Origin of the sequence: Paraburkholderia caledonica NBRC 102488 (genome assembly GCF_000685095.1) — a bacterium.
Taxonomy (GTDB): domain Bacteria; phylum Pseudomonadota; class Gammaproteobacteria; order Burkholderiales; family Burkholderiaceae; genus Paraburkholderia; species Paraburkholderia caledonica.
Window position 1 is genome coordinate 163,249 of record NZ_BAYE01000012.1, and the last position, 24,578, is coordinate 187,826.

The following is a 24,578-nucleotide window of genomic DNA, read 5'->3' on the forward strand; positions in this document are numbered from 1 at the left end:
GCGTCCGATTATGCCATGGGTTTTTGGGCTCAAGACCCGAATAAAGCCCGCACGCGCGCCAGATCTGCGGGCGTGTCCACGCCCGGAAGCGGCACCTCGCGCGTGATCAGGACCGCGATACGCTCGCCGTGCCACATCGCGCGCAATTGCTCGAGCGCTTCGACCTGTTCGATAGGCGAGATCGCGAGATCGGGATACGTGCGCAGGAACTTGGCGCGATAAGCATACAGCCCGATGTGCCGATGAACCACCGCGGGCGCGGGCGGCACGGGCATCGACGCGACGTCGGGCCAGTGCGGCTGATACGCGTCGCGCGCCCAGGGAATCGGCGCGCGTGAGAAATACAGTGCCACGCCGCGCGCATCGAGCACGACCTTGACCACGTTTGGATTGAAAATCTCCGCCGCGTCGACGATCGGATGCGCGGCAGTAGCGATCGCGCAGTCGTTTCTTGCGGCGAGGTGCGACGCGACGCCGCACACGAGAGCCGGATCGATCAGCGGTTCATCGCCTTGCACATTGACGACGATCGTCTCGTCGCTCCAGCCGAATTGCGACGCAACCTCGGCAAGGCGGTCCGTGCCCGACGGATGGTCGGCGCGCGTCAACACGGAGTCGAACCCATGCTCGCTGGCCGCATCGAGCACCGACTGCGCGTCCGACGCGATCAACACCTGCTGCGCGCCCGACTCGCGTGCGCGTTCGGCGACCCGCACCACCATCGGCTTACCACCAATATCGGCGAGCGGCTTGTTGGGTAATCGGCTCGACGCCAGACGCGCGGGCACGACGGCGATGAACGGGGGCGTGGCGGGGTTGGTGTGATTCATCGGAGAGATGCGCGCAAGGTGGAGAGGACGGGAGCAGGGACGCGGTGGGAGTGAGCCAGCAAACGCGGCTTGTGAAGGAGATAAAGCCCAAGACAAGGCCGATAACGCGTAGTCGACATCGCCGGCGGCAGATCAACAATGCAACGGGCACAGAGACCAGCCCGCCATGCATCCGCAGTCACGACGCGGTTTGCGCTACCTGCTGCCTGGCATTACCCGAAAACGCGGTCTGCGTGATATGCCCTGCGCTAGCCTGACCCGCGTTAGGCGACCGAACCCGGATTCAGGTCGACCGGCGTGCCTTCGACAGTTTGACGCGCCTCGTCGACCAGCATCACGGGGATGCCGTCGCGGATCGGATACGCGAGCTTGTCGGCGTTGCAGATCAGTTCCTGCGCGGCACGGTCGTAGCTGAGCGGGCCCTTGCAGATCGGGCAGACGAGAATTTCAAGCAGGCGAGCGTCCACGGACTTTCTCCACAACTAATGCAATGAGGCGATGATCGAGCGCGGCTTCCACGGGAACGACCCAGATGCGCGCGTCGCGCCAGGACCCTAATTTTACCGCATCCTTTTCGGTTATCAGGATGGCATCGGCGTCAGCGTCGGTAAAAGGATTGCGCTCGAAAGCATAGTGATCCGGCAGCGCGCGAGTTTCAGGCGCAAGGCCCGCGGCGCGCAGCGTAGCGAAGAAACGTTCCGGCGCACCGATGCCCGCGGCGGCCAGCACCCGCTCGCCGCTGAACTGCGCGAGCGGCCGGCGCAGCGCGGGATTCTCGAGATGCCACGCGTCGGCGGGTGCGAGTTGCAGCGAGAAGGTGTTCGGCCACGCAGGCAGCGTTTTCGCGTACGGGTCGTTGATTAGCGTAGCGTCGCGACGACGCGAGAGCGGCTCGCGCAGTGGCCCTGCCGGCAGAAGAAAACCGTTGCCGCCGAGCCGGTGATCGAATACGACCAGTTCGGCGTCGCGTGCGAGACGGTAGTGCTGGAGGCCGTCGTCGCTGACAATCACGTCGACGTCCCGGTGCGCCGCGCACAGCGCCTGTGCAGCCGCCACGCGGTCCGGGCACACCCAGACCGGCGCGCCGGTGCGGCGCGAGATCAGCACTGGCTCGTCGCCGCCGACACTTGCTGCCGATGCAGGCGTCACCGGCGTCGGCGTCTTCACGCGTGCGCCGTAACCGCGCGACACGACACCAGGATTGAAGCCGACGCCGCGCAACGCTTCGACCAGCGCAATCACGGTCGGCGTCTTGCCGGTGCCGCCGACGGTCACGTTGCCGACCACCACTACGGGCACACCCACGCGCACCGACTTCAGCCAGCCGAGCGAGAATGCGGCGCGGCGCATCGCGGCGACTGCGCCGAACAGGCAGGCAAGAGGCGTCAGCGACCATGCGAGCGGTCCGCGGTGTTGCCACTCGCGGGCAACTCGCGTTTCCAGGCGATCGAGAATTCCGCTCATCGGCAAAGCGGGCGAGCGAGCGGCGCACCGCTCGCGGGTCGGTTCAGGTGCAGCGGCGTGGAGGCGCCAGGGGCAATGCGCGGGACAGGCATGAACGCGATTCTCCGGACGATCGAAGTGTGGAGCACGAGTTGAGCACAGGTTGAGCACGAAAGGGCGCAGGCGGGTCGACATCGCGCCCAAGCGCCGCTCGGCTTTGCTGTGCTGTGCAACCCGCCACTCTAGCGCGCACGCGTCCCGGCCCGCAAGTCGCGGGCACTACATCCTATGCCTCGGTTTGGTTTCGCCGGTTATTTGCGGCCTGTGGATAACTTTGTGGAGAACTGCCCCGCCATTGTGCCGCGAGGGCCGGTGCAAGCGCTTCGCATCGGCAATCATTCTCATTGCCCATCACTAAAATTCATATAAATCAACGAGATGGTTCGGATTTCCGTACCGCTGCGGCCTCTTTGGCGGCATCGGCCTGGTAAGTCCCGACATGTGGACACTTTTGACAATTTGCGCGGCCTGCTGGACGCCGATGGCTGCTCGGTCTATCGTCTGTCCGGCCAGTCCCAACAGGTTTCCTTGCATGAATTCCGATAGTTCTTTCAATTCGCCGACGCTGCCCGGCGGCGAAGTCGTCGTTCCGGTTTCCGCTTTGAACCGAGCGATCGGCAGCATGCTCGAACGCTCGTTTCCGCTCGTGTGGGTCGCGGGAGAGGTGTCGAATTTCACACGGGCTGCGAGCGGTCACTGGTACTTTTCAATCAAGGACGCGCAGGCGCAAATGCGTTGTGTGATGTTCCGCGGCCGTGCGCAGTACGCGGAGTTCATGCCAAAGGAGGGTGACCGTATCGAAGTGCGGGCCCTCGTCACGATGTACGAGCCGCGCGGCGAGTTGCAGCTCAATGTGGAAGCGGTTCGGCGGACCGGGCAGGGGCGTCTTTACGAAGCGTTTTTGCGGCTCAAGGCGCAGCTGGAGGCCGAAGGACTCTTCGCCGCAGAGCGCAAGCGCGCGTTGCCTTCGCATCCGCGTGCAATAGGCATTGTCACTTCGTTGCAGGCGGCGGCGCTGCGCGATGTCCTTACAACGCTGTTACGTCGCGCGCCGCATATTCCGGTGATCGTCTATCCGGCACCGGTGCAAGGCGTGGGCGCGAGCGCAAAACTGGCGGCGATGGTCGATGCGGCCAGCGCGCGGCGCGAGGTGGACGTGTTGATCGTATGCCGTGGCGGCGGTTCGATAGAAGATCTCTGGGCCTTCAACGAAGAAGTGCTGGCTCGCGCGATTGCGGAAAGCGCGGTGCCGGTGGTCAGTGGCGTCGGTCACGAGACCGATTTCACGATTGCCGATTTCGCCGCCGATATGCGTGCGCCGACACCCACGGGCGCCGCCGAACTGGTAAGCCCGCAACGCGTGCTGTTGTTGCGCGAACTCGATCATCGGCACGCCGCGCTCGCTCGCGGCTTCGGCCGGATGATGGAGCGGCGCGCCCAGCAACTCGACTGGCTCGCGCGCCGGCTCGTGTCGCCGGCCGAGCGTCTTGCGCGGCAACGCATGCACCTTCAGCAGTTGAGCGCGCGGCTCTCGTCGGCGGGTGCGCGACCAGTGCGTGACGCTCGAGCGCGTTTTTCGTTGCTGCAGATGCGTTGGCAGCGCTGGCGTCCCGACCTTGCCGCGCATCAGGCGAAACTCGACAATCTCACGCAACGACTCGATGCCGCGCTGTTACGCCAGCATGAGCGTCAGGCCGCGCGCATCTCGACCCTGGCCGCCCGGCTCGAAGTGCTGAGTCCGCAGCGCACGCTCGAACGCGGCTATGCCGCGGTGCTCGATGCGCAAACCGGTCGTGCGGTGCGTGCGCCATCGTCGTTAAAACCGGGCCGCCGCCTGACCGTGCATCTCGCAGAAGGCGCCGCTGACGTCGCGCTCGCGGATGTGCAACCACGTCTTGCGGACGGTTTCTGACATTGCGCTGACACCATGCCGTGCGCGTACTTTTGACTGTGCGTTGTAGCGGATTCAGGTCGAACGCGAGCAGTAATTACGCGGTTTTTGCGGGCAATTCGCCGATGCCGGACATAAAGTCCGTTCGTTTGCGGGGTTATTCCAAGTCGCCTACAATCGAGTGCTCTGAAGCGTTATCCGCAGACTCCCCACAACAGATACAGACTGAAGGAAAGCACCATGGAACATACGCTCCCGCCGCTGCCGTTCGCGAAAAACGCACTCGCTCCGCACATGTCGGAAGAGACGCTCGAGTTTCACTATGGCAAGCACCACCAGACCTATGTGACCAACCTGAACAATCTGATCAAGGGCACGGAGTTCGAGAACCTGTCGCTCGAAGAAATCGTGAAGAAGTCGTCGGGCGGCGTGTTCAATAACGCGGCTCAAGTGTGGAATCACACGTTCTTCTGGAACAGCCTGTCGCCGCAAGGTGGCGGCGCTCCGACCGGCGCGCTGGCCGACGCGATCAACGCCAAGTGGGGTTCGTTCGACAAATTCAAGGAAGAGTTCGCGAAGACCGCTATCGGCACGTTCGGCTCCGGCTGGGCATGGCTCGTGAAGAAGGCAGACGGTTCGCTCGACCTCGTCTCGACAAGCAACGCAGCTACGCCGCTGACCACGGACGCTAAAGCGCTGATCACGATCGACGTGTGGGAACACGCGTACTACATCGACTACCGCAACGCACGTCCGAAGTTCGTTGAAGCTTACTGGAACATCGTCAACTGGGAATTCGCGTCAAAGAACTTCGCGTGAGTCGACGGTGAGCCTAGCAACGATCCCGCGGCTTAGTTAATGAACGGCGGTGTCGTTGTGCTCAGGCTCTGAGCTGGTTGCGATTTGAGCCTTAAGCGTAAGCAGAAATAGAAGCCCTCCATGTGAGGGCTTTTGTTTTTTTCGCGTTAGCTGATATTTACGGCTCGCTTGCTTACAGCAACTTTGTCACCGTTCGTAACCGCGCGAATATTAAAGGGGCGCTGCTTAGGCCGCTTGCGCGGCTTTGTGTGTTAGCGCAAAACATACGGTAACTGTTCGGTAAACATAGCGTGCGCCGATTGGTCTAACGTGTGTTCTCCCAATTCCCTGCTACTCGCGCCATCATGATTTCAAGTCTAAAACCGGTGCGCGCCGCGCTGCCTCTCGGGGCCGTTGCGCTCGCGCTGCTGGGCGGCTGCGCCGTTGTGCCGCCGAGCGGTCCCTCGGTGGTGGCTCTGCCGCGCAGTGGCGAGCCGCTCAGTCAGTTCCAGCAAGACGATTACACTTGCCGTGACTATGCGTTCCATTCGTCCGATGTAGCCGGCGCCTCGCAGAGCGCAACCACGAGCAGTGTCAACAGCGCAGCGGTCGGCACGTTCGGCGGCGCGGCAGTCGGCGCGCTTTTGGGCGCGGCGGCGGGCAACCCCGGCGCGGGCGCGGCCATCGGCGCGGGCAGCGGTTTGCTGATCGGCGGTGCTGCTGGCGCGAATGGCGCACAGTACTCGGCGAACAGCCTCCAGGCACGGTATGACGCAGCCTACGCGCAGTGCATGACATCGAAAGGCAACACCATCTCGCAGCCGCAAGTGCCGGTCTACGCGCCGCAGCCCGTGTATGCGCCGCAGCCTGTCTATGTCGCTCCGCCGCCGCGTTATTACGGGCCGCCGCCGGTCATGTACTCTCCTTATCCGTACTACTGACTGTACGTCATTCATACGCGCGCATGAGCCACGTCCGGCACATGCGCAGATGGATGAATGGCGCGACCTATTCGGCGTCGCTGCCTCCCGCCGTCTTGCGCGGCCGGCGGTTGCGTGACGACGCTGTCTTTCGTGTGGCTCTCTTCTTTGGGGCCGGCGTTTGCTCCGCGACGGCTGACGATTCTGCAACTGGCGCCGCAGTTTCCGCGGCGCTGTCCGATTTTTGTGCTGCAGTCTTTCTCGCTTTCTTCGCGGCTGGTTTGCGCGGTTCGCGCGGCCTACGACGTTGAGTCTGCGTGTCGTCTGCCTGCTCCGCCTCGGCACTCGCGACTGCGTCAGCTTCACTAGTCGTCACGTTCTCGGGGTGCGCGGCAGGTGCCTGAAGCAACTCCGACGAAAAATCCGCGGGTGCCTGCCTCAATCCAGTGTCCGGATCGCTTTGACTGGCCGCGCCGTAGTCGTCTTGTCGATCGGCGGTTCCGGCGGATTCGTATGGGCTTTCCTGGGCGACTTCGCGAGTGACTTGCTGGCTCGCACCTCCTTTCCGATTGCCACGGCCCCGACGACGCTGATCATGCTTACCGCCTGTCTCGGCTGCCACCGTTTCAGCCGCTTTAGGCTCAACAAGCTGTTCAGCTACCTGTGCGGTATCGGCACGTTCGCTCGCATGTTCGGTCGCCTGCTCGCCCGCACTTTCTCCGAGCACGTTCGAGACCGTGCTCCGGTACACATAGGCGCCTGACTTCTCGTCGCGGCCGAATTCCAGCAGTCCGCGCGCGTGCGCCTCCTCGAGCAGATTGCCGAACGCGCGAAAGCCATAATAGGTCTCGTTGAAATCAGGCTTACGACGCTTGATGGCGTTTTTCAACACTGACGCCCAGATTTTTCCGCTGTCGCCGCGCTCGGAAGCGAGCGCGTCGAACGTTTGCACTGCAATCTCGACGGCTTTAGTGCGACGCTTTTCGAGGTCTTCCTTGCTGCGGCTTTTATCTTCTTCCTGCGATGGCTTGCCGGTCGGCTGAGTCGCCTTCTGCGGCCGCGACGACTCCCGCTTCGCAACCGTCCGTTGACTTTCCCGGACGAGGTCGTCGTAAAAAAAGAACTCGTCGCAGTTTGCGATTAGGAGGTCTGACGTGGATTGCTGCACGCCGACGCCAATCACCTGTTTCGCGTTTTCGCGCAGTTTCGACACAAGCGGTGAAAAGTCCGAGTCGCCGCTGATGATCACAAACGTATTGACGTGTGATTTGGTGTAGCAAAGGTCGAGCGCGTCGACGACCAGCCGGATATCCGCGGAGTTCTTACCCGATTGGCGCACGTGCGGAATTTCGATCAATTCGAAGTTGGCCTCGTGCATTGCCCCTTTGAAACTCTTATAGCGATCCCAGTCGCAATACGCTTTCTTTACGACGATGCTGCCCTTGAGTAGCAGACGTTCGAGCACCAGCTTGATATCGAACTTGTCGTACTTCGCGTCGCGCACGCCCAGCGCGACATTTTCGAAGTCGCAGAAGAGCGCCATGCTGACGGTTTCATTGGATGACGCCATGTAAATCTCCATTGAAGCGCTCGTCGATGTCGACGAATCGCGACCATGATAGCGATTCCAGCGAAGCTGATCAGCTTTTGTCGAGACAACGCAGTTCAACGCGCCGACCTACAGATCGTGACGCTTGTCTGGCGCGGCAGGAAACGGGCTTAGTGCCGCCCGCGTTTCCAATACCTCGTCCACTAGGCCATAGGTTTTTGCCGCGAGGGCTGACATGAAATTGTCGCGGTCTGTGTCGCGCGCGATTTCCTCGATGCTTCGCCCCGTCCGTTCGGCCATCATCGCGTTCAGGCGTTCGCGCAGATAGAGCACTTCCTTAGCCTGAATGTCTATATCTGCCGCCGTGCCTTGGCTACCACCCGAGGGCTGATGGATCATGATGCGTGCGTTAGGCAACGCGTACCGTTTGCCGCGTTGGCCGGCGCACAGCAGGAACGTGCCCATGCTTGCAGCAAAGCCGGTGCATAACGTCGACACCTCCGGCTTGATGAACTGCATGGTGTCGTAAATGGCGAGGCCGTCGTAAACCGAGCCGCCCGGCGAATTGATGTAAAACGAAATATCCTTGTCGGGGTTCTCAGATTCGAGGAATAGCAGTTGCGCCACGATAAGACTGGCCGACTGCTCGTTCACGGGCCCCACTAGAAACACGATGCGCTCGCGCAACAAACGAGAATAGATGTCGTAGGCGCGCTCACCGCGACCGGACTGCTCTATGACGGTTGGGACAAGCCCGAGACCCGTGACGGATGGGTAATTGGAATGCATTTTTGCCTCGCGGAAGTGGGCTGCTGTCCCTATGACGATCCCGCTGTCGGCCGCGTGACATAAATATTTTTTTGCGCGCCTGTCACGCAACGGATTGCCCAAGCGTCAAGCTGCAATGGATGGCTTTTGCGGTGCGCCGCCGGAGCATCCTGCATATCAGCGCACGCGCTTTTCATCACGCACGATCTGGAGGTCAACGCATGACAGAACACGAAATCGACAAGGCATCCAGCTTCGGTGCGGTGCGCGCCCGGCTTATCGCGTTGGCGTACCGCATGCTGGGCAGTCGCGCGGAGGCAGAAGACATCGTGCAGGACGTTTGGCTGAAGTGGCATCTTGCCGACACGCGTGAAGTGCAAACGCCGGCGGCCTGGCTGACCACACTGACCACGCGCACGGCGATCGACCGTCTGAGAAATGTGCAGCGCGAGCGGGAATCGCAGGCCACCGGCTGGTTGCCGGAGCCTTGGCTGGACGAAGTCGCGCCATCGGCCGAAGAACTCGCCTTACGCGCCGCGGAAATGTCGTATGGCGTGATGCTGTTGCTTGAGCGTCTCAAACCGGATGAGCGCGCGGCGTTCGTGCTGCACGAAGCGTTTGATTGTGACTATGCCGAGATCGGCAAGATCCTGGAGCGTACGCCTGCAAGTTGCAGGCAGATAGTCCATCGAGCAAGAGTTCGTTTGCAGCGTGCGGGCGCGCCGTTGCAAAGGCCCGACGCCCAGGCTCACGCGCGGATCGTCGAGCGTTTGCGCAGCGCGTTGGAGGCGCAAGACCGGGCAAGCTTGCTCGACCTGTTTAGCGACACGCCGGTAGTAGTTAGCGACGAGCCGGAGTTCGGGGCGCTGAATGTTGTGGCAAGTTCGCCCGCACCTTTGGTTACACCCTTAGTCGCACCTTCAGTCACACCTTCAGTCACACGTGGCGGTGCGGAAGCGGTAACAAACTTGCCGGGAATACGGGCACAGGCGGTTGCCCAAGCAACTGCCTGCGAGCACGAATCTACATTTGGCTCTACATTCGGCAATTGGATCGACAAGGTGACGTCGCTGGCGGGGCAGGCGAGCCATGTCGAACTGGTGTCGGTGGGCGGAGCGCCGTCCATCGCTTTCCTTATCGAAGGCGAGGTCGTCGCGTTGATCGACGTCTCTACAGAAGGCCCGTACAACCGCCTCACAAGCGGCCAGAAGCGCAGTCGGACACACGGCCCGGTCTGCAACGCGGCCAACGGCGCTCAGAAGATCGTTTCGTTGCGAGCGGTAACGAGCGCTTCGCGGCTTCAGGCCGCCAACCGCGCTTTTGGCCGCGCAGCGGTCACTGAGTTGCTGGCGCGGATTACGCGCAACCCGGCGCAGTCAGTTGCGATGAGCCGCGACTTCCCAGTTGATGTCTACGCATAGCACTTGTGTACCCCTCGGCGTATGCGCGGCGATTGAGGCAGTCACACACAAATGCGCTTCGTTGATCGAAAGATAGGGGGGGGTTAGATGCACCTGACCCGGCACACGCATTGCCTGGATGAAATACGGCCGCCGCTCCCAGCTTGCGCCCTCGGAATGCAACAGTGGTCGGAAGCGCTTGGCGCGTTGCGAGGCGCGCCCCGGAGGCAGCACGTTGTCGCCGATCTGCCGTCCAGAGCCGTCCAGAATGAAGCAGCGTGCTGTCTCGCCGAGTTTCAGCAGCGGGGCAGTCGCCTCGGCAGCAGGCCGCCCGGCTACAAGTTCTGCGGCTGCCGTTTGGAGCGCAGTCACGTACGGCGCCAGCCGCGTCGCCTGCGCGCGCTCACGCGCTGCAACCCGCTCACGCAACGCCGCCGAAAGGGAGTCCATCAAACCAGCAGCGGTTTGTGGCTTGACCGCATCGACGCTCGGACCTGCAAAGAAGGCGCCCTGCACGAAATCGACGTTGCATTCGAGAGCGATCAGCGCATCGCGTTCAGTAGTGAGGCCACCCATCAGCACTAATTGGCCGGACTCATGCAGCAGCGAGACGAGGCCGGGCAGCACGCGTTCAATGTGCGAATGCTCGCTGGCTTGCGCGAGAATGCAGCGATCGAGCGTGACAATGTCGGGGCGCAGGTTCCAGACGCGGTCAATGTTCGAATGCTTGGCGCCAAAGCCAGCGAGCGCAATCAGGAAGCCGGACTTGCGGAGTGCGTCGATGATCTCCGCAAAACGGGTTGTTTCGCCGCCCGCCTGTTCGGACACTTCCAGGACCACGCGTTGTGGCGGCAAACCCAACGCCTTGAGGCCGGCCAGGAGTGCGTCGCCATAACTGGTGTCCATCAGTGCGGCCGGGTGAAGGCTTAGGAAGAGCCATTCATCGTGACTGTCGAACGCGTTGAAGTTGCCAAGGTGAAGTGATTCGGCCAGCCGACCCAGTTCCAGCAAGTCGCCGCGCCGCGCGGCCTGGGTGAAGACCTCGTGCGAGGGCACTTGCGCCGCGTGCTCGTCGTGGGCGCGCAGCGACGCGTGATAACCGATTGCGCGCCGGTGCGATACCGAGAAAACCGGCTGGAACACGCTGAAGACGGTGTAGCCGCCGTAAAGAACGGTGCGCCGGGAGCCTTCGTCGCCGGCCATCGGGCGGGGAGGCTGGAAACCGGGGGGATCGAGTTCGATCATGCTCATCATGTCAGTCTTGTGAAGGGCGGCGCGATCGCATGCTCGATGTGAGTGTGCATGCGCGATACGTAAGTTTACAGGATAGAAGAGCAAGATCTATGCACGTGCAGAGATGCTGCGTGCGCTCGCGATTGCCACGAGGGATCGCGAACATTGTGCGCCAACCCGGGCGCTCGCGCGGTCATTCGCACTTTGCTGGTGCGGGCAGCGCCCTGCGGCAGAGCCAAAGTTTGCAGCCACGCTGCCGCGGAGAGAGCAATGGCAGGCGCTCTGCGTGGAGTTGTGTCCGGTGCTCGGACTGCTGCCGACGACTAACAGCTAACGTCCTTGACTAGCGTCCACTATCGCCCCGACGACAGCCAACGCCCGGACCACGCCTGGACGAACGTCCGACCAACACCCAACCCCACCCACACCGCCGCAATTCAACCTAAAAAACTCACGTACGCTCAGAAGGATCGGTCTTTTTCGCGGGCGTCCGGATATCAGGTGACAACTGCGCGAAGATCCACGCCGACCCTGCGGTGATAATGCCGACGCACAGGAAAGTCGCATGAAACGCAGGCAATGAGTTTGCGGCCGTCACGCGTGGCAAGAGGCCCGTGAACGTGGCGAGCAAGGCGCCGGCCACCGTCACGCCGAGGCTCATCGACAGCATCTGGACAAGGGAGAACAAACTGTTGCCGCTGCTTGCGCCGCCGGTCCCGAGGTCCTTGAGCGTCAAGGTATTCATCGCGGTGAATTGCATCGAGTTGACTGCACCGAACAATGCCAGTTGCACAAGCCTCAACCATAACGGCTGGCCCGCGCTGGTGAGCGAGAAGCTCGCCATCGTCAAGCCGACAAGAATCGTGTTGGTCATTAATACGCGGCGATAGCTGTACTTAATGATCAGCGTGGTCACGAGGCGCTTGGACGCCATGCCCGCAGCCGCGACGGGCAGCATCATCATGCCGGCTTCAAACGCGCTATAGCCGAGGCTCACCTGCAATAGCAAAGGAATCAGATACGGCATCGCGCCGCTGCCTATCCGCGCGAATAGATTGCCGAGCAGTCCAACGCTGAAAGTGTGGATCTTGAACAGATCGAGCGGAAAAATAGGCGACGGCTCACGCACCGCGTGCAAACCGTAGGCGACAAAACACGCGAGGCTCAGGATCAGCAGCACGAGCACGGTCGCGTGTTGAATGCCGAATTCGGTACGCCCGTCGAGCGCGGACGAAATAGCCACCATGCCGGCCACGAGCAGAAGGTAGCCTTTGACGTCGAACTTGCCGACCTGTTCATTACGGCTATCCGGCATGAATATGAATGTGGCGATGCATCCGGCGATGCCCACGGGCACGTTGATCAGAAAGATCCAGTGCCAGGATGCGATCTTCACCAGCCAGCCGCCAAGCGTCGGGCCAATCAACGGACCGATCAGTCCGGGGATGGCGACGAATGACAGCGCCGGCAAATAGCGCTCGGCCGGAAACGTCCGCAGCACGGCGAGCCGCCCGACCGGCAGCAGCATCGCGCCGCCCACGCCCTGCACGATGCGGAACACCACCAGTTGGTTCAGCGTTTGAGCGTTCGCGCATAGCAACGAGCCGACCGCGAAGACCAGGATTGCGCTGAAGAACACGCGCCGCGTGCCCAGTTTGTCGGCGAGCCAGCCGGACACGGGAATCATCACGGCCATCGTCAGTGAATAGGCGATGACGACCGACTGCATGCGCAACGGGAGTTCGCCGAGGCTCGTTGCCATCGCTGGCAGGGCGGTGTTGACGATCGTCGAATCGAGCGTCTGCATGAAGAAGCCGGTCGCGACGAGCCACAGCATCACCGTCAGTGAGCGGGCGGAAGGGGTGCTGGCTGCGACGGTTGCCGAGGCAGGCGGAGTTGGCGGCGTGGACATGAAGTAGCGGCTAGGCGCAAGGACGGCAAGGACCCGCTATTCTAGGGAAAAGCAGCCGACGACGCAGGAAGGGCAAAGCCCGAGCCAGGCAAGGAAGACAGGTCATGATGTGCTGATGTGCGCGTCGGGCTTACGTCGCAAGGCGGTACGGCCGCGAAGCCGGGCGCGACAGAATCACGCCAACGAACCCCAACCCCGCAACCGCCCCCTCTACCCCCGCAACGCCGCCGCCGCTCGAAAAAACGCTTGCGCCCTCGGCTCGTTTCCGAACGCGGCGTGAATCCGGATCCACGGACTCTGTTCCATCCCCGGCCGGAAATAGCTGCCCGGCGCAACGGTCACGCCCAAAGGCGCACCGCACTCCACCAGCCGCTCCGCATTGTCCACATGCGGCACGCGAGCCCACAGAAATTTGCCTCCGACCGGTTTCTCGAACACCTCCCAGCCGGCATCTTCGAGCGTTTGTATCGTAGAGCCCAGCGCATCGCGCATACGACGCCGCAGTCGCTCGAGATATTTGCGGTATGCGCCGCGCTCGAGTAGCGATGCCGTCACCGTCTCCGCAAAGAGCGACCCGCCGATGCTAGTCAGCATCTTGATATCGACGAGATCCTTGATGATCGCGTGGCTCGCCACGACACAGCCAATGCGCAACGACGACGACAGTGTCTTCGACAATCCGCCGATATAAATCACATGTTCCAACTGATCGAGCGTCGCGAGGCGGTCCGTGATGTCGGCCTGAAAGTCGGCGTAAATGTCGTCTTCGATAATCGTGAAGTTGTGCTCGCGCGCGAGTTGCAGCAGACGGAACGCCACCGGCGGGGCAACGGTCGTCCCGGTCGGATTGTGGAATACGGTGTTGATGAAGAATAGCTTCGGTCTGTGCCGCTTCAACTGCGCCTGCATGACGTCGAGGTCCGGGCCGCTCCGCGTGCGTGGAATGCCGATCAGCCGGACGCCGTGCAACTTCAGGAGGCCATACAGGTTGTAGTAGCCGGGATCCTCGACGAAGATCGTGTCGCCCGCCTTCAGCATGTAGCGCATCAGCAGATCGAACGCCTGGCTTGCGCCGTTCGTAATGAGAATCTGCGAAGTGTCCGCCCGGATACCCAGTTGCGCGATTCGTGCCTGCAAGTGCTCCCGCAAGCTCAAGTTGCCAAGCGGCGTTGCGTAGTCGACCATGCTGGCCGGATCGGTGCGCAACACATGCCGTATCGCCTGGGCGATGTTGTCGGTGTCCCGCCACGGTTCGGGAATGAAGCCGCTGCCAAGCTTCAGCGTTTCGCCGGGATGGTTGAACTGCTGGAGCAGGTGGTCGGACTCGTCCTCGGCGCGGCGCGGGTCCGACGTGCCGTCGCACTGCGCGCCGCCCGGCGGCCGGTCGGCCACGTAGAAGCCCGAGCCGTGGCGCGAGTCGACGTAACCGAGCGACACGAGCCGGTCATAAGCCTCGATCACCGGAAAGCGGCTCACGCCATAGTCGGCTGCGAACTGGCGGATCGACGGCAATTTCGAGCCGGGATGCGCGGCGCGCGAGCGGATCCACGCGGTAACGCCCGCGACGATCTGCTCGGTCAGCGGCACACCATTGTCTCTGTCCAGCTGAATTTCGAGTCGCATACGGTTTCCTTCACGAACGCGTTGGGCGGGCCAACGCGGCCTTCGCGCGCCAACTGTTCGGTTTTTCAACTGCACAGTTCCGACGAAAGTGTTCGGAACTGTGCATGGGTATTCGATCATCGCACGTCAATAATCGATACAACAGAAAAGCCCTTTTGAAGGAGAACGGCAATGCGTGAAGTGCGGATTTTCGAACTGGAACATGAAGAGCCGGCCGCGGCCTGGCATGTCGCGCGCCCGTCTACTTTCAAGGTGATCTCGGGTGAGATCTGGCTGACGGTCGAAGGCGACAGTGAAGACTACTGGCTTGCCACGGGTGAATCGATCGAGTTGCCGCGCCGGGCCGTGGCGTGGATCAGCGCCGGGCGTGATGGTGCGCGCTTCGCGCTCGCAAGCGGATCGGAGCGCGGAACCATCAAGCCGATGCTCGGCTTGCCGACACCGAACTGGCTGCCGCGCTGGCTCGGCGCTGCCTGACAGAAGGACCGGCACAAATACCGGCAGGAGTATCGGCGCGAGCGGCGGCTGCCCGCCGCTCAAGCCTCGAGCTCGCCAACGTAACGTGCTCGCGGCCGGATCAGACTGCCGTCGCGCGCCTGTTCCATTGCATGCGCAATCCACCCGACCACTCGCCCCACTGCGAAGAGCGTGAAGGCGGCGCCGGTCGGCAAGCCGAGCACACGCTCGATGGCCGCAAGCGCGAAGTCGACGGTCGGCTCCGCGCCAGTCGTATCGCGCACCGCGCGCGCGAGCGCCAGCACCTGAGGGAGCGGCGAGCGGGCCGGCGCACAGTCCTGCAACAACTCCAGCAGAAGCCGCGCGCGCGGGTCGCCTTCCGGATAAAGCGGATGCCCGAAGCCCGACAGCACCGGCCCTTGCGTGCCTTGCTCGTGCCGCGACAAACGGGTAGCCAGGTAACGATCGAGATCGGCGGCGCGTGAGGCTTCTTCGAATAGTGCGGCAATGCGCACGGTTTCTCCGCCGTGACGCGGGCCCGCAAGTGCGGCGAGACCACCCGCAACCGCGCCGAACAGATGAGTTCCCGTCGACGTGATGCAGCGAACCGTGAACGTCGAGGCGTTCAGTTCGTGATCCGCGCACGCGACAAGCGCCGCGCGCAGCAGCCCCGCTTGCGGGCGGCTGCGCACTTGCCAGGCCGATGCCAGTTGCCGATGCAGCGGCGCATTCGACGGCGGCGCGGAGATTATCGCGGCGGCCAGCAGCCGCATCACGGCGCAGGCGCTGTCCAGTTGCGCATCGCGACCGAGCGCCCACACCCGCGGCATTTGCGCCGCCGCCGCAGGCAACAGAACCAGCGCGCGATCGAGCGGCGTATTGTCGCCCCACAGCTTCAGCCACGCGGCCCATTGAGCGGCGGCGATCGGCACGGCCGGCGCATCCGCAATTCGCGCCGCGCTGCACTCCCACAACAACGCGGCGACGTCTTCCAGCGATTCGGTGCGCGCGAGCGCCGTCGCATCATGCCCGCGATACAGCAGGCGGCCTTGTGCGACCAGCGTGATCGACGATTCGAGCACCGGCACGCCCCAGTCCAACACTTTCTGCGCGACTTTGCCCGCGCGTTTGCCGTCTTCCTTGCGCCGCGCGAGCCGCCGCACCTCGCGCGCGTCGTAGCGACGACGCTTGCCTTGTGCATCCGGCGACGAGCTCAGCAAGCCCCGGCTCACATACGCATAAAGCGTGGCAAGGCTGATGCCCAGTTCGGCGGCGGCTTCGCGGGCGGTCAACGAGTCGGGCAAAGGCATAGGAATGCGCGGCAAAGTAAAGGTCAAGCAAAGAAATCAATATATGTTGATTATCATAATCAAGATTGATTAACGCAAGGCGCGATTCTAGACTCGATCGCATCCCCGTTACTCGAATGTGAACAACATGACGCCCGAACTCGCGCTCGACCAAATCTGGAGCCTCGCGAACTGCGAGCCAGCCGCGCTTCGTTCCGTACATTTCACCGGCTCGGAGCCGGGCTTGCCGTCGGTATTCCGCGTCGGGGCGCTGGCGTCCGCGACCATCGCAGCGGTGGGTTTGGCGGCGGCTGAGTACCATCGGTTGCGCACGAGGCACGGGCAGCGAGTGACAGTGGACATGCGGCGCGCGCTGGCTTCGTTTCGCAGCGAACGTTACCTGCGCGTCGACGACGGGCTGCCGCCTGCGCTGCGCGATCCGGTAACGGGTTTCTACGAGACGGGAGATGGCCGCTGGATCCAGCTGCATACGAATTTCGTGCATCACCTGAACGGCGTGTTGAAGGTGCTCGGTTGCCAGAACGATCGTGCCGCGGTCGCGGCGGCAATTCGCGGCTGGGACGGCGCCACGCTCGATCAGACTCTCGCCGATGCGGGCCTGTGCGCCGCGCTGATCCGCACACCCGGCGAATGGGCCGCGCTCGACCAGGCGAAAGCAATCGCGAGTTTGCCGCTCTTTGAAATAGAGCGCATCGGCGATGCGCCGCCAGCACTGCCCAAGTCCCCGTTGTCGTTCGAGCCGTCATCGCGCAATACTGGAAGCCGGCCGCTGTCCGGCGTGCGGGTGCTAGACCTGTCGCGCATCATTGCGGGACCAGTCGCCGGGCGAGCGCTTGCGCAGCATGGCGCTCAGGTGCTGATGATCAACGGGCCGCATCTGCCGAACATTGCGCCGCTCGTCATCGACAACGGGCGCGGCAAACGCTCGGCCGTGGTCGATCTGCGCGACGCGGCGGGGCGCGAGACTTTGCGCGGTTTGACGCGCGATGCCGACGTATTTCTACAGGCGTATCGGCCCGGAACGCTGGCTGCGCGCGGATTCGGTCCCGAGGACTTGGCGCGCTTGCGGCCCGGCATTGTCTATGTGTCGGTGTGCGCGTATGGATACGAGGGACCATGGGCCCCGCGACGCGGTTTCGATAGCCTCGTGCAGTCCGCGAGCGGCATCGCGATGACCGAGCAATCCGCAGCCGGATCGACCGAGCCGAGACATCTGCCGTGTCAGGCGCTCGATCACGCGACTGGCTATCTCGCCGCTTTTGGCGCCATGGCTGCGCTGGCGCGACGCGCCACCGAAGGCGGAAGCTGGCACGTCAAAGTTTCACTCGCGCAGACGGGCCAGTGGCTGCAATCGTTCGGCGAGATCGCCGACGGGTGGCAAGCACCCGATGTGTCGCTCGACGACGTGCGTGACTGCCTCGTCACAGTGGACTCCGATTTCGGTCGCGTACAGGCCGTGCAACCGGCCGAACAACTGGAAGAGACGCCGGCTTTCCTCGGGCTGCCGCCGTCGCCTATCGGCGCACATGACGCGAAGTGGCTGTAACGGAACTGCGTCGCTGCTTCGGACCGCCCTTGAGAGAACCGCCTATTTGCGCAGTTCAGCGACGAAATCGTAGTAGTCGTTGCGGCAATACGTGTCGGTCAATTCGATAGCGCGCTGGTCGGCCGTATAACCGACGCGCGTAATCAGCAGGAGCGCTTCGTTCGGCGCAATGCTCATTTGCTGCGCGATCTCCTCGCTCGCATTCACCGCGCGGAAATGCTGCAGTGCGCGCACGATCGTCAGTCCGCGATTCTCGAGGTAGGTGTAAAGCGAATCGCCAATCGCCTTTGGATCGGGAATCACCGCAGCGGGGAAGGTGGAATTCTCGACCGCCATCACAATGCCGTCGGCGAGACGCAAACGCCGCAGCCGCGTCACGGCCGCAGCCGGCGAAAGCCCGAGTTGGATTACCTCTTCGCGATTGGCTGGCAGAATTTCGCGCGACAGCCATTTTGAACTCGGCGTAAAACCTCGCCGCCGCAACATTTCGCTAAAGCTCGACAGACGCGACAGCGGATCTTCATACCGTGGTGTGATGAAACTGCCGGCGCCTTGCGTGCGTCGAATCAATCCCTGCTCGACGAGTAGCGCGATCGCCTTGCGTGAAGTGATTCGCGAGACGCCGAGCGCCTCCGAAAGCACGCGCTCCGACGGCAGTGCCTCGCCGGCGTTCCAGCGGTTCTCGTGAATGGCCGTGCCAAGCTTGCGGGCAAGTTGAAGATAAAGCGGTGTGTCGTTTTCCGGGTCCGGGCGCAGATCGCGCCAGCGGTCTTCCGAGGCAGAGGTCATGGGGCTTACGCTAGAAGGGCGAGGAGCAATTCTAAGACATCGGCGCGCTACGTTATAGCGGGCTTTTGCCTGATGGCCTGTCGGCCGGTCCTGCAACCGCTAAACTCGTCGATACGCTTTCTCGCAGCACCGCCGCGTGTTGGTTCGGCGCCGGCGCGTGGTTACATATTCGGCCACAGTCCACACTTAGTCACTTCAGGAGTCAGCATGACGACCGATATCGCAAGCGTGAGCCTGCCGGACGGCGAGCGCATCCCCAAACTCGGGCAAGGCACGTGGGAAATGGGCGAGCAGCCGGCGCGCCGCGCGGCCGAGATCGACGCGATCCGCCTGGGCGTCGAGCTTGGCATGACGCTCGTCGATACCGCGGAAATGTACGGCGACGGCGCGACCGAACTGTTGCTGGGCGAAGCGCTGGCGGGGTTGCGCGATCAGGTGTTCCTCGTTAGCAAGGTCTATCCGCATAACGCAAGCCGGCGCGGCGTGATCGCTGCTTGCGAGCAGAGCCTCAAACGTCTGAAGACCGATCGGCTCGATCTGTACCTGCTGCATTGGCGCGGCTCGATCCCGCTCGAAGAAACGGTCGCCGGGTTCGAAGCGCTACGCGACACGGGGAAGATCCGCCACTGGGGGGTGAGCAACTTCGATACCGAGGACATGGAAGAACTCATCGCTACGCCCGGCGCCACGGCGTGCGCGACCAACCAGATTCTCTACAACGTTGCGCGGCGCGGGCCCGAATTCGATCTGCTGCCGTGGCTCGCCGAGCGCAATATGCCGGCAATGGCCTACAGTCCAGTCGACCACGCACGTCTGCCGAAACGCTCGCCGCTCGACGACATCGCTAGCGCGCGCGGCGTCTCCGTGTTTCAGGTGGCGCTCGCGTGGGTGCTGCAGCAGCCGGGCGTGTTCGCCATTCCGAAGACGGGCCGCGTCGAGCACGTGCGCGACAACCATCGTGCGCTGCAACTGCGGCTCGACGCTCAGGAACTCGCGGCCATCGACAGCTATTTCAAGCCGCCGCGCGGCAAGCGCCCGCTTGAAATGCTCTGAGCCAGGCGCGCGCCGCGGAGGTATCGCGGGGCTGTGAGCGCCCCGGCGGCGTTCAGAGCATTCGTGGCGCGCCGCGTACAACGGACACAAAGTCGCGACAGGAAATCCGCCGTGCGCGACGCTGCTCAGTGTCGTCAATTGCAATTGTGATGCAGGTGCACAGAGCCCAGCACCGCGACTTCGGCGGGCGTGTGCTTGAGCGAATCTTCGTTGACCTGACCCGCGTCCGCGACGAATTCGTCGACGATCGAAGAAACCGGTGTATTGCGCAGACACAGCGATACGCGCTGGGTTTCGTTGGCCGGCAAAGACGCGCGCTGGCCGAGGAACAGCACACCGTACTGATAACCGTGGATGATGCCGCGGATCGCGCCGACGCATTGACCGTGCGCGACGTTGTCGTTCTTCTGCTTGCAGGCTTGCGCGAGCGAGTATGCGGAGAAGCTGGGGTCCACAGGCGGCGCGGCTTGCGACATCGTGGGCGACAGCGGTTGCGCCGTCGGTGCCGGACTTTGCACGCCGGTCTGCGCATTGGCGAGCGAGGCGAAGCTCAGAGCAGCGGCCGCTGCGAGGCCGACGACCGCGCGTGCCGCGGAGCATGGGACGTTTCGTTGCATATTGTGGTGCCCTCGTATCGAACGTTGAATCTGATATGAGGCAATTGCCGCGCTTTGGTTCCGGGCGTATGCGCCGCGCCGGCTCGTGACATTTGTCGCGCATGCCGACGTGCAGGCGAGAAAGCGGAAGTGGCACTAGCGCATTCGCCGCGGTGCGTTACTTCGGAAGCAAACGCAGAAAGCCTCGATACGTGAGCTTCGACACTGGGTCGCACCACGGCCGCAAAAAACGTTTGTGAAGTAGCGCTATGAGTCGCGTCCGGCACCGTTGGCGGGACTCGCGGGCTTGTCACGGGCAACGTCGCTCGCTTCGTCGCTTGCCTGGTCGCGCGCTGCGGTTTGCAGCGCACGCAGTTCGTCGGCCGGAATGTGGCAGCGGATCAGATGCTTGCGGCCGATGCCGTTCGCAGCCTCGCGGGCTGAACCGGTCGCTTGGGACACATATGCTGCATCGGCTGCCTCGACAAACGGCGGGTCTTGCTGTTCGCAGATCGCGCCGAGCTTGCGTGGACAACGCGTGTGAAACACGCAGCCGGACGGCGGCGACGCGGCGCTCGGCAGATCGCCCGACAGGCGGACTCGGGCCACGCTCGCGTGGCCGTCGAGTGTCGGCACGGAAGACAGCAGTGCTTCCGTATAAGGATGCTGCGGCCCGTCGAATACCGCCGCGGCCGGTCCGATTTCCAGCAGTCTGCCGAGATAGAGTACGGCGATGCGATCGGACAAATATCGTACGACGTGCAGATCGTGCGAGATGAATACGTAGCTCACGCCACGCTCGCGCTGCAGATCGGCAAGCAGATTGAGGATCGCCGCCTGCACGGAGACGTCGAGCGCGGAAGTCGGTTCGTCGCACACCACCACGCGCGGCTCGCCGGCGAACGCGCGCGCAATGGCCACGCGTTGCTTGAGTCCGCCGGAAAGCTGGCGCGTGCGCGAGCCGAGATAACGCTCCGGCAAACGCACGGCGGCCGTCAACGTGGCAAGCCGTTCGTCGATGGCCGCACCGCGCAGCGCCGCAAGACGCGACAACGCGCGGCCGATCAGCCGCTTCACAGAATGCGCGCGGTTAAGCGCCGAGTCGGGATTCTGAAACACGATCTGCAGCGACTTGACCTGCTCGTCGTTGCGCCGTGTGACGCGTGCGGCGAGCGGCGCGCCGTCGAGTTCGAGCACGCTGCCTGCGTCCGGCGCGAGAAGGCCGAGCATCAGTTTCGCGAGCGTCGTCTTGCCGCTGCCCGATTCGCCGACGAGACCCAGCGTTTCGCCGGCCGCGAGGTCGAGCGAAACCTTGTCGACGGCGCGCAGTGCCGTGCCGGACACATGGAAAGTCTTCGATAGATTCTCGGCGCGCAAGACGAGTTCTCGCGGCTTTTTGTCCGCATTCGCAAGGCTATGCTCGGGCAATGCTTGCGCGAGCGCGCGCGGCAAATCGATCGCGCGTTCATGATAGTGACAGCGCGACATATGATCGCCATGCGCCGCGCTGACGCGGTACGGCGGCGGCGCTTCGCGGCGGCACCGGTCGTCGGCGAGACGACAGCGCTCCGCGTAGATGCAGCCTTGAGTCACCGAGCCAGGCGAGGGCAGGCCGCCTGCAATGGTATCGAGCCGCTCGGTATCCTTGCTGCGTCCCACGGTGGGCAGACAGCGCAACAGTCCCACGGTGTACGGATGACGCGGCCGCGTGAAAACGTCTTGCGTCGCGCCCTCCTCGACAAGCTTGCCCGCGTAAAGCACGCCGACGCGCTCACACATTCGGCCGATCACCGCGAGGTTGTGACTGATGAACAGCACGGCGGTGCCGAGTTCCGCGCGCAGTTGCGCGACCAGGTCGAGCACTTCCGCCTCGACGGTGGCGTCGAGCCCGGTGGTCGGCTCATCGAGAATCAGCAGCGCCGGGTTCGACGCGAGCGCCATCGCGATTACCACGCGTTGCTGCATGCCGCCCGACAATTGATGAGGATAGCTGTCCATCACCCGTTCCGGCGATGCAATGCGCACGCGCTGCAGCATCTCGAGCGAGCGTCGCAATGCTTCACCGGGCGCGACGCCGGCGGCTTCGAACGCTTCGGACACTTGCCGCGCGATGGTCAACGACGGATTCAGCGCGCGCGCCGGGTCCTGATAGACCATTGAAATGGTGTTGGCGCGCATCGTGCGCAAAGCGTCGGCGTCGAGCTTGTTGACATCGGCGCCGGCGATGACGATCTTGCCCGCCTTCACCTTGCCGTTGCGCGGCAGATAGCGCAGCGCCGCCATCGCGACGGTCGACTTGCCGCAGCCCGATTCGCCGACGAGCCCGTATGCTTCGCCGCGACGCACACGAAACGATACGTCCTGCAAGACTTCGCGATCGCGACCGCGCATCCGGTATGTGACCGTCAAGCCGACGACGGTCAGCGCATCCGTGCGGTCGCTCTTCGACACGTCGAAGGCGGGGAACGAGGAGGGCGGAGGTCCGTTCATCGGTCGAGCACACCTTGTACGCCGTCGGCAATGAGATTCACACCGACGACTAGCGTGGCAATTGCGCCGGCCGCGAATACGACGGTCCACCACGCGCCGCCCGCCATCAGCGTGTACGACTCGGAAAGCGCGAGGCCCCAGTCGGCTGACGGCGGTTGAATGCCGAAGCCAAGAAACGACAGCGTGGCGACCGCGAAGATTGCATAACCGAGCCGCACGGTCGCCTCGACGATGATAGGCGGCAGCACGTTCGGCAGAATTTCCGCGAACATGATGTAGGGCGCGCGTTCGCCACGCAGTTGCGCGGCGGCGACGTAGTCGAGATGCCGCTCGGCGAACACGGCGGCGCGCACGGTGCGCGCGGTAATCGGCGTGAACGTGATGCCGATCACGAGTATCACGGTCAAGTTCGACGCGCCCACCGCAGCAAGCGCGAGCAGCGCGACGATCACGAGCGGCAGCGCGAGTACCGCGTCGATCGCGCGGCCCACCGCGTTATCGACCCAGCCGTCGAAGTAACCGACGACGAGCCCTAGCGACGTACCCGCCACCGTGCCGAGTAGTGTCGCGAGCGGCGCAATCGTGAGAATGTCGCGCGCGCCGACGATCACGCGCGAGAACACATCGCGGCCCAACTGGTCAGTGCCGAACCAGTGCGCGCGGTCGGGCGGCATGAGCGAATTGAGCGGGTCGGACGCATACGGATCGACAGGCACGAACCATTGGCCGGCAATCGCGCATACGATCCACCACACGACGATGAGCACGCCCACCACGAACGTCGGCGAGCGCAGCAACACACGCAACTGATCGAAGCGCGGCTCGCTCGCTGCGCGCTGCGCGGCCGGCGGAACAATGGTGCTCATTCGGCGCTCCTTACGCGCAGGCGCGGATTGAGCAGCACGTGCAACGCATCCGCGACGAGATTGGCGACGGTATAGACCACGCCGACGGTCAGTACACCTGCCTCCAGCATCGGGAAGTCCTTCGCCTTCGCGGCGTTGTAGATCAGCGAGCCGATGCCCTGATAGTGAAACAACGTCTCGACCACCACGAGGCCGCCAATCATGTAGCCGAGTTGGGTCGCGGCCACGGTAATGGTCGGCAGCAGCGCGTTGCGTAACACGTGCCGCCAGATCACGGTGTGACGCGGCAAGCCCTTGAGGATCGCGGTGCGCGTGTAGTCTGCGTCGAGCGCTTCGACGGTGCCGGCGCGCGCCATCCGCGCGATGTAGCCGAAGAACACGAGCACCAGCGGCAGCACCGGCAGGATCAGATGACGCAGTTGTTCGAGCGCGCCGGCGTCGGGCGCATACGCAGCTTCGATAGGCAGCCAGCGCAGCCATACGCCGAACACGAGAATCAGCACGATCGACGACACGAATTCCGGCACGACGGTCGCCGACAAACCCGCAATGCTGATCGTACGATCCAGCCAGCGTCCTGCGTGCATCGCGGACCACACGCCGCCCGCAATGCCCAGTGGCACCACGACGATGAACGCGAGCAGGCCGAGCTTCGCGGAATGCGCAAGTGCATCGGCGATAAACGGTCTCACCGGCTCGCGATAAGCGTACGAAAGTCCCATGTCGCCTCGCACGAAGTGCGAAATCCACTCGACGTATTGCGTCATTAGCGGACGGTCGGCGCCGAGTTGATGATTGAGCGCCGCCACCGCGCGCGCGTCGGCGAGCGGCCCGAGTACCGCACGACCGATATCGCCGGGCAGCAATTGCCCGCCGGCGAACACGATCACGGACAACAGCCATAGTGTGATCAGCGACAGCCCCACGCGCGTCGCAAGGAAACGCACGACGCGGCCGGCGTTGCGCTTCGGGGCCGAGGCGGGAGAACTCGCTGTGGTCGACATCGTGAACGCTTGCCGAAGTATTGCGCGCCGATGCGAGACGC

The 24,578-nt window shown here is 63.3% G+C and carries 22 protein-coding genes; 7 read left to right on the forward strand and 15 right to left on the reverse strand.

What is annotated here, in order from left to right; all coding sequences use genetic code 11:
- Positions 1-29 precede the first annotated feature (29 nt).
- From kdsB to BCA01S_RS38595, 4 genes are all read right to left on the reverse strand, one after another.
- On the reverse strand, positions 30-830 hold the full coding sequence (kdsB, locus tag BCA01S_RS23035; protein WP_027778945.1) for a 3-deoxy-manno-octulosonate cytidylyltransferase: 801 nt from the start codon (positions 828-830) through the stop codon (positions 30-32).
- Positions 831-1,093: 263 nt separating this feature from the next.
- The gene (locus BCA01S_RS23040) at positions 1,094-1,297 is read right to left on the reverse strand and encodes a Trm112 family protein (protein ID WP_007180583.1); all 204 of its coding nucleotides are present in this window, start codon (positions 1,295-1,297) and stop codon (positions 1,094-1,096) included.
- Positions 1,278-2,294: a tetraacyldisaccharide 4'-kinase gene (gene lpxK / locus BCA01S_RS23045; protein ID WP_027778946.1), complete on the reverse strand. Its 1,017-nt coding sequence runs from the start codon at positions 2,292-2,294 to the stop codon at positions 1,278-1,280. The genes BCA01S_RS23040 and lpxK overlap by 20 nt, the downstream gene beginning before the upstream one ends.
- A gap of 393 nt (positions 2,295-2,687) precedes the next feature.
- Positions 2,688-2,957 (reverse strand): hypothetical protein, encoded by a 270-nt coding sequence (locus BCA01S_RS38595; protein ID WP_167455717.1) that lies wholly within the window; start codon positions 2,955-2,957, stop codon positions 2,688-2,690.
- Here BCA01S_RS38595 and xseA point away from each other — a divergent pair.
- The 3 genes from xseA to BCA01S_RS23060 all read left to right on the forward strand — a co-directional run bounded on the left by xseA (position 2,866) and on the right by BCA01S_RS23060 (position 5,963).
- The gene (gene xseA / locus BCA01S_RS23050; RefSeq protein WP_027778947.1) at positions 2,866-4,245 is read left to right on the forward strand and encodes an exodeoxyribonuclease VII large subunit; all 1,380 of its coding nucleotides are present in this window, start codon (positions 2,866-2,868) and stop codon (positions 4,243-4,245) included. The genes BCA01S_RS38595 and xseA overlap by 92 nt on opposite strands.
- 219 nt (positions 4,246-4,464) lie before the next feature.
- Positions 4,465-5,043: a superoxide dismutase [Fe] gene (gene sodB, locus BCA01S_RS23055; protein WP_006050063.1), complete on the forward strand. Its 579-nt coding sequence runs from the start codon at positions 4,465-4,467 to the stop codon at positions 5,041-5,043.
- 344 nt (positions 5,044-5,387) lie between these two features.
- On the forward strand, positions 5,388-5,963 hold the full coding sequence (locus BCA01S_RS23060) for a glycine zipper family protein (RefSeq protein ID WP_027778948.1): 576 nt from the start codon (positions 5,388-5,390) through the stop codon (positions 5,961-5,963).
- A gap of 67 nt (positions 5,964-6,030) precedes the next feature.
- On the opposite strand, the gene BCA01S_RS23065 is transcribed toward BCA01S_RS23060, so the two are convergent.
- Positions 6,031-7,512, reverse strand: coding sequence for an NYN domain-containing protein (locus tag BCA01S_RS23065; RefSeq protein ID WP_027778949.1), 1,482 nt, complete (start codon positions 7,510-7,512; stop codon positions 6,031-6,033).
- Positions 7,513-7,620: 108 nt separating this feature from the next.
- Positions 7,621-8,280, reverse strand: coding sequence for an ATP-dependent Clp endopeptidase proteolytic subunit ClpP (gene clpP, locus BCA01S_RS23070; protein WP_027778950.1), 660 nt, complete (start codon positions 8,278-8,280; stop codon positions 7,621-7,623).
- Between the two features lie 200 nt (positions 8,281-8,480).
- On the opposite strand from clpP, the gene BCA01S_RS23075 reads away from it, so the two are divergent.
- Entirely contained in the window at positions 8,481-9,680 is a 1,200-nt protein-coding gene (locus tag BCA01S_RS23075; RefSeq protein ID WP_027778951.1) for a sigma-70 family RNA polymerase sigma factor, read from the forward strand.
- Here the strand turns inward: BCA01S_RS23075 and BCA01S_RS23080 are convergent.
- The 3 genes from BCA01S_RS23080 to BCA01S_RS23090 form a co-directional block, all read right to left on the reverse strand.
- Complete coding sequence (locus tag BCA01S_RS23080; protein ID WP_027778952.1) at positions 9,636-10,910, reverse strand: EAL domain-containing protein; 1,275 nt, start codon at positions 10,908-10,910, stop codon at positions 9,636-9,638. The genes BCA01S_RS23075 and BCA01S_RS23080 overlap by 45 nt on opposite strands.
- Positions 10,911-11,343: 433 nt before the next feature.
- Entirely contained in the window at positions 11,344-12,804 is a 1,461-nt protein-coding gene (gene mdtD / locus BCA01S_RS23085; RefSeq protein WP_027778953.1) for a multidrug transporter subunit MdtD, read from the reverse strand.
- 210 nt (positions 12,805-13,014) lie between these two features.
- On the reverse strand, positions 13,015-14,427 hold the full coding sequence (locus tag BCA01S_RS23090; protein WP_027778954.1) for an aminotransferase-like domain-containing protein: 1,413 nt from the start codon (positions 14,425-14,427) through the stop codon (positions 13,015-13,017).
- Positions 14,428-14,598: 171 nt separating this feature from the next.
- Here BCA01S_RS23090 and BCA01S_RS23095 point away from each other — a divergent pair, with 171 nt between their 5' ends.
- The gene (locus tag BCA01S_RS23095) at positions 14,599-14,904 is read left to right on the forward strand and encodes a DUF2917 domain-containing protein (protein ID WP_027778955.1); all 306 of its coding nucleotides are present in this window, start codon (positions 14,599-14,601) and stop codon (positions 14,902-14,904) included.
- A gap of 59 nt (positions 14,905-14,963) precedes the next feature.
- Here BCA01S_RS23095 and BCA01S_RS23100 read toward each other — a convergent pair whose 3' ends face one another.
- Positions 14,964-16,193 (reverse strand): citrate/2-methylcitrate synthase, encoded by a 1,230-nt coding sequence (locus tag BCA01S_RS23100; protein WP_027778956.1) that lies wholly within the window; start codon positions 16,191-16,193, stop codon positions 14,964-14,966.
- A 127-nt stretch (positions 16,194-16,320) separates the two neighbouring features.
- Between BCA01S_RS23100 and BCA01S_RS23105 the strand changes: the two genes are divergently transcribed.
- The gene (locus BCA01S_RS23105) at positions 16,321-17,739 is read left to right on the forward strand and encodes a CoA transferase (protein ID WP_027778957.1); all 1,419 of its coding nucleotides are present in this window, start codon (positions 16,321-16,323) and stop codon (positions 17,737-17,739) included.
- 42 nt (positions 17,740-17,781) lie between these two features.
- Here BCA01S_RS23105 and BCA01S_RS23110 read toward each other — a convergent pair whose 3' ends face one another.
- Entirely contained in the window at positions 17,782-18,528 is a 747-nt protein-coding gene (locus BCA01S_RS23110) for a GntR family transcriptional regulator (protein WP_027778958.1), read from the reverse strand.
- Positions 18,529-18,735: 207 nt separating this feature from the next.
- Here BCA01S_RS23110 and BCA01S_RS23115 point away from each other — a divergent pair, with 207 nt between their 5' ends.
- On the forward strand, positions 18,736-19,581 hold the full coding sequence (locus BCA01S_RS23115; protein WP_027778959.1) for an aldo/keto reductase: 846 nt from the start codon (positions 18,736-18,738) through the stop codon (positions 19,579-19,581).
- Positions 19,582-19,715: 134 nt separating this feature from the next.
- Here the strand turns inward: BCA01S_RS23115 and BCA01S_RS23120 are convergent, their stop codons facing one another.
- The 4 genes from BCA01S_RS23120 to BCA01S_RS23135 form a co-directional block, all read right to left on the reverse strand.
- Positions 19,716-20,198 carry a hypothetical protein gene (locus tag BCA01S_RS23120; RefSeq protein ID WP_027778960.1) on the reverse strand — a complete coding sequence of 161 codons (483 nt, stop codon included), beginning with the start codon at positions 20,196-20,198 and terminating at the stop codon, positions 19,716-19,718.
- Positions 20,199-20,444: 246 nt separating this feature from the next.
- Positions 20,445-22,667, reverse strand: coding sequence for an ABC transporter ATP-binding protein (locus BCA01S_RS23125; RefSeq protein WP_027778961.1), 2,223 nt, complete (start codon positions 22,665-22,667; stop codon positions 20,445-20,447).
- On the reverse strand, positions 22,664-23,533 hold the full coding sequence (locus BCA01S_RS23130) for an ABC transporter permease (RefSeq protein WP_027778962.1): 870 nt from the start codon (positions 23,531-23,533) through the stop codon (positions 22,664-22,666). The genes BCA01S_RS23125 and BCA01S_RS23130 overlap by 4 nt, the downstream gene beginning before the upstream one ends.
- Positions 23,530-24,537 (reverse strand): ABC transporter permease, encoded by a 1,008-nt coding sequence (locus BCA01S_RS23135; RefSeq protein ID WP_027778963.1) that lies wholly within the window; start codon positions 24,535-24,537, stop codon positions 23,530-23,532. The genes BCA01S_RS23130 and BCA01S_RS23135 overlap by 4 nt, the downstream gene beginning before the upstream one ends.
- Between the last annotated feature and the right edge of the window lie 41 nt (positions 24,538-24,578).